Raw genomic sequence first — 8,563 nt, 5'->3', positions numbered from 1 at the left:
CCGCCTGCGGGAGGGGCTTACCGCTTATGGCAATGGTTTCCCTTGGCCTTCGACTTCGCTCAGGCTGAACAGAGTAAGTCGAAGGCCACGCCCCACCCCTGCCCGTAAACGAAAACGGCCGCAGCTTTCGCCACGACCGTTTCAAAACCCAGGCAAGGAAAACCCTTACCCGGCATGCTCCGCCAGCACGGTCAGGCCCTTCGGCCCCACCTCGGCGAAGCCACCGCGGATCTGGATCGCCTCGGGCTCGCCCTTGTCGGTGCGGTAGACCTGGATCGCGCCGTCGCGGATCGTCGACATGAAGGGCGCATGGCCCTCCAGCACGCCGAAATCGCCCTCGGTGCCGGGGACGACCACCATATGCACCTCCTCCGAGCGGAGGAGCTTTTCGGGGGTCACGAGTTCGAAGTGCAGCATGTCAGGGTCTCGTTTCAATCGCGCGGTCGAACGCGGCGATGGCCGCGTCGAACTTGTCCCGGCAACCAGGATTGCAGAATCCGACCACCGCGCCGCGATAGACCGTCAACCCGTCGTCGCTGATCGGCTTACCCGACCAGGGACAGACGTCATTGACCGCATCCTCGCGGCGCGGCGCGGACATCAGGCGTCCTGCGCCATCTTCTCGGCCTTGGCGACGGCTTCGTCGATGCCGCCGACCATGTAGAAGGCCGCTTCCGGCAGATGGTCATACTCGCCGTCGACCACCGCCTTGAACGAGCGGATCGTGTCTTCGATCTGCACGAACTTGCCCGAGATGCCGGTGAAGACTTCCGCCACGTGGAAGGGCTGCGACAGGAAGCGCTGGATCTTGCGGGCGCGCTGGACGGTCAGCTTGTCCTCTTCGGACAGCTCGTCCATGCCCAGGATCGCGATGATGTCCTGCAGCGCCTTGTAGCGCTGGAGCAGCGACTGGACCGCACGGGCCGTCTCGTAATGCTCCTGACCGACGATGCGCGGCTCCAGCACGCGGCTGGTCGAGTCGAGCGGGTCGACGGCCGGATAGATGCCCAGCTCCGAGATGGCGCGGTTGAGCACGGTCGTCGCGTCGAGGTGGGCGAACGAGGTGGCCGGCGCCGGGTCGGTCAAGTCGTCGGCGGGCACGTACACGGCCTGCACCGAGGTGATCGAACCCTTGTTGGTCGACGTGATGCGCTCCTGCAGCGCGCCCATGTCGGTCGACAGGGTCGGCTGATAGCCCACGGCCGACGGAATGCGGCCCAGCAGCGCCGACACTTCCGCACCCGCCTGGGTGAAGCGGAAGATGTTGTCGACGAAGAACAGCACGTCCTGGCCTTCCTGGTCGCGGAAATATTCCGCGATGGTCAGACCCGACAGCGCGACGCGCGCACGGGCGCCCGGCGGCTCGTTCATCTGGCCGTAAACCAGCGCGACCTTCGAGCCCTCGCTGATCGCGTTGCCCTCGGCGTCCTTGGCGATCACGCCCGCGTCGAGGAATTCGTGATACAGGTCGTTGCCCTCGCGGGTGCGCTCGCCGACGCCCGCGAACACCGAGGTGCCGCCATGACCCTTGGCGATGTTGTTGATCAGTTCTTGAATGAGAACCGTCTTGCCGACGCCAGCGCCGCCGAACAGGCCGATCTTGCCGCCCTTCGCATAGGGGGCGAGAAGGTCGATGACCTTGATGCCGGTGACCAGGATCGCGCTCTCGGTCGACTGCTCGATGAACTCGGGCGCCTTGGCGTGGATCGGGGCGCGCAGGTCGGTGGCGACCGGGCCACGCTCGTCGATCGGCTCGCCGACGACGTTCAGGATGCGGCCGAGCGTCGCCGGGCCGACGGGCACGCGGATCTGCGCGCCGGTGTCGGTCACGGTCTGGCCGCGGGTCAGGCCCTCGGTCGTGTCCATCGCGATCGTGCGGACGGTGTTCTCGCCCAGATGCTGCGCGACTTCGAGCACCAGGCGGGTGCCGTTATTGTCCGTCTCCAGCGCCGACAGAATCGCGGGCAGGTGATCGGGGAAGTGAACGTCGACGACCGCGCCGATGACCTGGGCGATCGTGCCGACATTGTTGGTGGCCGTGGTCGGCCGGATGTCATCAGCGGCGGTTGCCATCATTGCTTCCTTGGTTCTGCTGGCCCGACTTAGCTTCGGGGCGGGTAAAGGTTACGACCAGACGGCGGCCACCGTCGATCTTGTCACGGGTAACACGGTAATCGGCGCCGGTCAGGTGGCCGGTGGTGGCGCTTTCAGTCTGGATCGCGGCGGTAACCGCATCCTTGCCGTCCAGACCCAGCTGATCCATCGGCTTGGTGACCCAGCGGATGAACTGCGTCTTGGCGAACGGGCTGGTGTCGAGATTGACGAGGTCGAGCGAGAAGCGAAGCGTGTTCAGCGTCTTCGCATCGCCCTCGACGATCAGGTTGGCCATGTTGACCGGCGTCACCGACGGGTCGGCCATCGGCGTGGCCTGCGCGATCGCGCGGTGCACACCCTGGACGGGTGCGTAAGCGCTCATGCGAAAGCCCATCCGGTCGAGCAGGCTGACCGTCTCCGGCGCATCGCCGAACACGGTCGCCCAGCCGCCCGTCACGAACGGACTCGGCGAGGCCTTGGGCGCGTCCTTCGGCTGGTCGGACGCCTGGCCGCATCCGGCCAGAGCGACCGTCAGGCCCAGAAGGAGCGCAAGACGCATCAGAGCGCCTCGGCACCCGAGATGATTTCGACCAGTTCGGTGGTGATCGCGGCCTGACGCGTGCGGTTATACTGGATCGACAGACGGCGGATCATGTCGCCCGCATTGCGCGTGGCATTGTCCATCGCGTTCATCTGCGAACCGTAGAAACCGGCCTGGTTTTCCAGCAGCGCGCGGAAGATCTGCACCGCGACGTTACGCGGCAGCAGCGCGTCGAGGATGTCCTCTTCGCTCGGCTCGAACTCGGCGACCGCCTCGATCGATGCTTCGCCCTTGCTGGGCGCGGGCATCGGCACGGGGATCAGCTGCTGCGAGACGGGGTCCTGCACCAGCGCCGAGACGAACTTGGAATAGAACAGGTGCGCCACGTCGAACTCGCCGCGCTCGAACCGCGCGATCAGGTCGTCGGCGATGGTGCGGGCGTCGTCGAACTTGGGCGCCTTGATCGCGCTCATGTCATGGTCGGCCAGGATCGCGTTCGGGAAGAAGCGCTTCAGCACGCGCCCCTTCTTGCCCACGATGTAGAACTTCACCGTCTTGCCCTGCGCGGTCAGCTCCTCGGCCTTGCGGCGCGCGGCGCGGACGATGTTGGTGTTGAACGCACCCGCCAGACCACGCTCCGAGGTGGCGACGACCAGCAGGTGGACATCGCCCTTGCCGGTGCCCGCCAGCAGCGGCGACGCGCCGACGCCACCGACGCGCGCGGCCATGCCGGCCATCACCGCTTCGAGACGCTCGGCATAGGGACGGCCGTTCTGCGCCGCGTCCTGCGCCCGGCGCAGCTTGGCGGCGGCGACCATCTTCATCGCCTTGGTGATCTTCTGGGTCGACTTGACCGAGTTGATCCGGATCTTGAGGGCCTTGAGGCTCGCCATTTTATTCCAATCCGTCCGCTAGCTCGGTCAGCTCGACCGGGCCTGCCAGCCAATCCTCGTAGCTCTTGAAGACCGCGCGCGTGTACGGCTGCGCATGGTGGAATTCAAAAGCCGCGCGGTCGGCCCACCGCTCGTAGATATACAATGTCGCGCTGCCGTCGGCGGCGGGATGCGGGTCGAACCGCTCGCATCCCGTCTCCGTCCGGGTCCTCGCGACGATCCCGGCGACGGCCTGACAGGCCGCCCCGAAATGCTCCGGCTTCAACCGGATCGTCGCAAGATAGGTCAGCGCCATTGCTTACGCGAAGATCTTCGCGAACTGGTCGAGCGCGGCCTTGAGCTTGCCCTTGGCCTCGTCGCCCAGATCCTTGGTGTCGCGGATCATCGCCAGCACATCGGCGTGATCGTTGCGCAGGTACGCGAGCATCGCCGCTTCGTAGCGGACGACCTGCGCCACCGGCACGTTGTCGATATAGCCGTTGGTGCCCGCGAAGATCGACGCGGTCTGCTCCTCGAAGGGCAGCGGCGAGAACTGCGGCTGCTTGAGCAGCTCGGTCAGGCGCGCACCGCGGTTCAGCAGCTTCTGCGTCGAGGCGTCGAGGTCCGAGCCGAACTGCGCGAAGGCGGCCATTTCGCGATACTGGGCGAGCTCCAGCTTGATCGAGCCCGACACCTTCTTCATCGCCTTGGTCTGCGCGGCCGAGCCGACGCGGCTGACCGACAGGCCGACGTTGATCGCCGGGCGGATGCCCGCGAAGAACAGGTCGGTTTCGAGGAAGATCTGGCCGTCGGTGATCGAGATCACGTTGGTCGGGATGTAGGCCGACACGTCGCCCGCCTGGGTCTCGATGATCGGCAGCGCGGTCAGCGAACCGGCGCCATTGGCGTCGTTCATCTTGGCCGCACGCTCGAGCAGACGGCTGTGCAGATAGAAGACGTCGCCCGGATACGCTTCACGGCCCGGCGGACGGCGCAGCAGCAGCGACATCTGGCGATAGGCGACGGCCTGCTTCGACAGATCGTCGAACACGATCAGCGCGTGCATCGCGTTGTCGCGGAAATACTCGCCCATCGCGGTGCCGGTATAGGGCGCCAGGAACTGAAGCGGCGCGGGCTCCGACGCGGTCGCGGCGACGACGATGGAATATTCCATCGCGCCATTCTCTTCGAGCGTCTTGACCAGCTGCGCCACGGTCGAGCGCTTCTGACCCACGGCGACGTAGATGCAGTAGAGCTTCTTCGACTCGTCGGTGCCGGCGTTGACCGTCTTCTGGTTGATGAAGGCGTCGATCGCGACGGCCGACTTGCCGGTCTGACGGTCGCCGATGATCAGCTCGCGCTGGCCACGGCCGACGGGGACGAGCGCGTCGATCGCCTTCAGGCCGGTCTGCACCGGCTCGTGCACGCCCTTGCGCGGGATGATGCCCGGTGCCTTCACCTCGACGCGGCGGCGCTCGGTCGCCTCGATCGGGCCCTTGCCGTCGATCGGGTTGCCCAGGCCGTCCACGACGCGGCCCAGCAGGCCACGGCCGACCGGCACGTCGACGATGGTGCCGGTGCGCTTGACGGTGTCACCTTCCTTGATCTCGGCGTCCGAGCCGAAGATCACAACGCCGACATTGTCGGCTTCGAGGTTCAGGGCCATGCCCTGCACGCCATTGGCGAACTCGACCATCTCGCCCGCCTGGACATTGTCGAGGCCGTAGATGCGCGCGATGCCGTCACCGACGCTCAGCACCTGACCGGTCTCGCTGACCTGGGCCTCGGTGCCGAAATTGGCGATCTGGTCCTTGATGACCTTGGAGATTTCTGCGGCGCGGATATCCATGGGAACGTCAGCCTTTCATCGCGCTGGCGAGCGCATTCAAACGGGTGCGGATCGAGCTATCGATCATCTGGGAACCGATGCGGACGACAAGCCCGCCGAGCAGGTCGGGATCGACCGACAGGTCGACCGACACCTCGCGGCCGACGCGGGTGCGCAGCTGCTGCTTCAGCTCGGCGACCTGCGCTTCGGTCAGCGGGTGGGCGCTCGTCACTTCGGCCGCGACCTCGCCGCGATGGCGGCTGGCCAGCTGGCGGAAGGCACGGATGATCTGCGGCAGCGCCGAGAGGCGCCGGTTCTCGGCGAGGACGCCGAGGAAATTCTTGGTCACGCCGTCGAGGCCCAGCGTGTCGGCGACCGCCAGGATCGCCTTGACGGCGGCCCCGCGCGCCACGACCGGGCTCTTGGTCAGCGCGACCAGATCCTTGTCGGCGGCCAGCGCATCGCGAAGGGTCACGAGGCTCGCCTCGATCGTGTCGATCGAACGGCCCTGTTCGGCCGTTTCAAACAGCGCGAGCGCATAACGACCACCCAGGCTCGCCTGGATGCCGCCTGTGCCGCTTATAGTACCGCCGGACATCTCCACGGATGCGAATTCCTCGAACAACGAACGGGTTGGCCCCATGGGGAACGGGGCGCGAAAAACGCGCCTCCGATGGGTTGGCGGGCGGTTAGCATCGGGAACATTTCTATGCAAGGTGCGTGGCGCAACTTGTGACAGGTCAGTGACGCCAATGTAACAGCTTTGGCCGCAAGCCGTGGGATGAATGCCACAGCCGCTTCTGGCAGGATCGTCGCTATGACCGCTCATACCCCCTGCCCGATCGACGAAGATGCCGCCTGGGACGCCTTTGCGCGCCGGGATCGGGCGGCGGACGGCCGCTTCGTCGTCGCGGTGCGGACCACGGGCATCTATTGCCGCCCCAGCTGCGCCGCCCGTCGGCCCCGGCGCGAGCATGTCCGATTCATGGACAGCCCCGATACAGCAAGGGCGGCGGGCTATCGCGCCTGTCTGCGCTGCCTGCCCGATGCGGTGACCCGTGATCGCCAGGCGGTGGCGGCGGCCATCATGATTCTCGAAGCCGCCGAGGCGATGCCCCCGCTCGCCGCGCTGGCGGAGCGGGTCGGCTATACCCCCCACCATTTCCACCGGCTATTCAAGCGGGCGACCGGGGTGACGCCCGCCGCCTATGCCCGTGCGCTACGTGGCGTCCGGGCGACCGAAGCGCTGGCCACCGAGGAAAGCGTGACCCGCGCGCTGTACGAAGCGGGCTATGCCGGGCCCAGCCGCTTCTACGCCGACAGCGAGCAGCGCCTGGGCATGGCGCCGGGTCAGTGGCGGCGCGGCGGCGAAGGGGTGACGATCGCGTGGGCGATCCTGCCCACGCCGCTGGGAGAACTGCTGATCGCCGTCACCGCGCGCGGACTGGCCCGGATCGCGTTCGAGGGGGATGGCGGCCGCCTGCATGCCCTGTTCCCGGCGGCCACCCTTCATCCCGCCGAGCCCGAGACCCATGCCCGCATGGCCCGGCTGATCGCCGCCACCGCCCTGCCCGATCCCCTGCTAGCCGAACCGGTCCGCCGCACCGCCTTTATCGAGGCGCTGTCCCGCGCCTGGGTGTCGGCCGACTGACGCTCAGTCGTCCGCCGCCGGGCCCGACATGGCCGCAAGCCCCTTCCGCACCGCATCGCGATCACCCTTTTCCAGCAAGGCGAGCAACTGCGCCGCCGGATTGTCGGGCGGCATATGCGGATCGAAAGCCAGCGGGCGCAGCAACGCCTTCGCCATGTCGATATCCCCCGCCTCGATCTGCTGTGCCGCCAGGGTGAAGCGCAGCCCCTTGTCCTGCGGCACCAGCTGAAAGGCGCGCTCGAGCCCGCGTATCGCCGATGGGCGCGGCTTTTCTCCGGCCATCGCGAAGCTGCGGTAGAAGATCGCCAGCGGCTCGGCGGCATTCGGGTCGGCACGGTTCGCCTTGACGATCCAGCCACGCGCCTCGTCCCACACCGCCTTGTCCTGGCTGTGCGCCGCCTGCGCCCGGCGAAGATGGATCAGCCCCTTGTAGAGCAGGGCCTGTTGCGACTTGGCATCGACCGCCAGCGCCCGGTCCGCCGCCGCCTCAGCCACCGCATCCTCACCCGCGTCATAGGCCATTTCGGCGAACCAGCCCTGCGCGGCCGCATCCTGGGGATAGGCCGCCGCGACCGACGCCACGCGGGTATAGAGATCACGCCCGGTTTTCTGATCGACACCACGATCCGACTGCATGCGATAGGCGATCAGCGCCTGTTCGCCCGGTGAGAGCGCGCGGACCGTTACCGCCACCTGGGGCAGGCGGTCGAACGGCACCATCATCCCCGGAATCGTGCTGCGCCCCAGATATTTGTCGAGATCGCGGTCGAGCTGCTTGAGCGAGCCATAAGCCTCGTTGCCCGCCGCCAGGCTCGGCGTGCCGGTGTTGAGCAAATCCATGTAGCGGCCGAACCGGGCCCGATGGTCCGGGTCGAACATGGTGTAATGGGTCAGCAGCCAGCCGCGACCATAAAGCTGGTCGAGCTGTTGCGGGTCGAGCTTGCGCCGAGACGAATCGAACAGCGTGTCGATCGACAGCTTGCTGCTGTCCAGCAGCCCGAATGCCCGGTGCTGCGCCGCGACGCCGACCATCACCCCGTTGCGATCGAAACGGGCGGTACTGGCGAATTCGGCAAAGCCCTCGGAGAACCAGGCCGGATAGGCCGCCCCCGAATTGCCGAACAGGAAATGATGGGCATATTCGTGGAACAGCACATATTGCGGCTGCAACGCGTTCGGCCCCTCACCCTCGCCCCGAAGCGGGGTGAAGGCGACCGATCCCGAGACGCGCGGCTGATAAAAGCCCGCGACGTGATCGCCGCCCTTGCCATAAAGCCGCCGGATCGCCGCGACATTGGGCACGACATAGACGGTGACGGGATTGCTTTCCTGCCCCTCGACCTCGGGCAGCTGGTAAAAATAGCGCAATACGCCGTCGAACTGCTCCAGCCGCGTCGCCATGGCGCGGATATCGCCCTCCGACATGTTGCCGTACAGGACGAAGTGCTTCGCCCGCGCCTCGCGCCATTCGGCCTGGGCCGGTGCCGCCGACAGCCCGATGCCGATCATCGTCAACGCGGCCCAAACCCAGCCGCGCAAGCGCGATCCCGTCTTGTTCATTTCCCCCCGGCCCTCCC

10 protein-coding genes are annotated in these 8,563 nt (G+C 66.8%); 1 reads left to right on the top strand and 9 read right to left on the bottom strand.

Annotation, left to right across the window (positions count from 1 at the left end; genetic code table 11):
- Window positions 1–165 precede the first annotated feature (165 nt).
- The 8 genes from SB4_RS05095 to SB4_RS05060 are packed head-to-tail and all read right to left on the bottom strand — an operon-like array spanning window position 166 to window position 5,933.
- A complete protein-coding gene (locus SB4_RS05095; RefSeq protein WP_058718238.1) occupies window positions 166–417 on the bottom strand; it encodes an ATP synthase F1 subunit epsilon in 252 nt (83 codons plus the stop codon).
- Window position 418: 1 nt separating this feature from the next.
- A complete protein-coding gene (locus tag SB4_RS05090; RefSeq protein WP_058718239.1) occupies window positions 419–601 on the bottom strand; it encodes an eL24 family ribosomal protein in 183 nt (60 codons plus the stop codon).
- Entirely contained in the window at window positions 601–2,073 is a 1,473-nt protein-coding gene (atpD, locus tag SB4_RS05085) for a F0F1 ATP synthase subunit beta (RefSeq protein ID WP_058751693.1), read from the bottom strand. Before atpD ends, SB4_RS05090 begins: the two co-directional genes overlap by 1 nt.
- Entirely contained in the window at window positions 2,057–2,653 is a 597-nt protein-coding gene (locus tag SB4_RS05080; RefSeq protein ID WP_058751692.1) for a hypothetical protein, read from the bottom strand. The genes atpD and SB4_RS05080 overlap by 17 nt, the downstream gene beginning before the upstream one ends.
- The gene (locus SB4_RS05075) at window positions 2,653–3,528 is read right to left on the bottom strand and encodes a F0F1 ATP synthase subunit gamma (protein ID WP_058751691.1); all 876 of its coding nucleotides are present in this window, start codon (window positions 3,526–3,528) and stop codon (window positions 2,653–2,655) included. The genes SB4_RS05080 and SB4_RS05075 overlap by 1 nt, the downstream gene beginning before the upstream one ends.
- Before the next feature lies 1 nt (window position 3,529).
- Window positions 3,530–3,823, bottom strand: a complete 294-nt coding sequence (locus tag SB4_RS05070) for a putative quinol monooxygenase (RefSeq protein WP_058718243.1) — start codon at window positions 3,821–3,823, stop codon at window positions 3,530–3,532.
- 3 nt (window positions 3,824–3,826) lie between these two features.
- Window positions 3,827–5,356 carry a F0F1 ATP synthase subunit alpha gene (gene atpA / locus SB4_RS05065; protein ID WP_056430575.1) on the bottom strand — a complete coding sequence of 510 codons (1,530 nt, stop codon included), beginning with the start codon at window positions 5,354–5,356 and terminating at the stop codon, window positions 3,827–3,829.
- Window positions 5,357–5,363: 7 nt separating this feature from the next.
- Window positions 5,364–5,933 carry a F0F1 ATP synthase subunit delta gene (locus SB4_RS05060; protein ID WP_058751698.1) on the bottom strand — a complete coding sequence of 190 codons (570 nt, stop codon included), beginning with the start codon at window positions 5,931–5,933 and terminating at the stop codon, window positions 5,364–5,366.
- A 219-nt stretch (window positions 5,934–6,152) separates the two neighbouring features.
- Here SB4_RS05060 and SB4_RS05055 point away from each other — a divergent pair, with 219 nt between their 5' ends.
- Window positions 6,153–6,986: an Ada metal-binding domain-containing protein gene (locus tag SB4_RS05055; protein WP_058751690.1), complete on the top strand. Its 834-nt coding sequence runs from the start codon at window positions 6,153–6,155 to the stop codon at window positions 6,984–6,986.
- Between the two features lie 3 nt (window positions 6,987–6,989).
- On the opposite strand, the gene SB4_RS05050 is transcribed toward SB4_RS05055, so the two are convergent.
- The gene (locus tag SB4_RS05050) at window positions 6,990–8,546 is read right to left on the bottom strand and encodes a hypothetical protein (RefSeq protein WP_241488488.1); all 1,557 of its coding nucleotides are present in this window, start codon (window positions 8,544–8,546) and stop codon (window positions 6,990–6,992) included.
- Between the last annotated feature and the right edge of the window lie 17 nt (window positions 8,547–8,563).

The sequence above is a fragment of the Sphingomonas sanguinis genome (assembly GCF_001476905.1).
In the GTDB taxonomy this organism is placed as follows: domain Bacteria; phylum Pseudomonadota; class Alphaproteobacteria; order Sphingomonadales; family Sphingomonadaceae; genus Sphingomonas; species Sphingomonas sanguinis_B.
The sequence above is the reverse complement of the archived record's forward strand: the minus strand, read 5'-3'. Positions and strand labels throughout refer to the sequence as shown.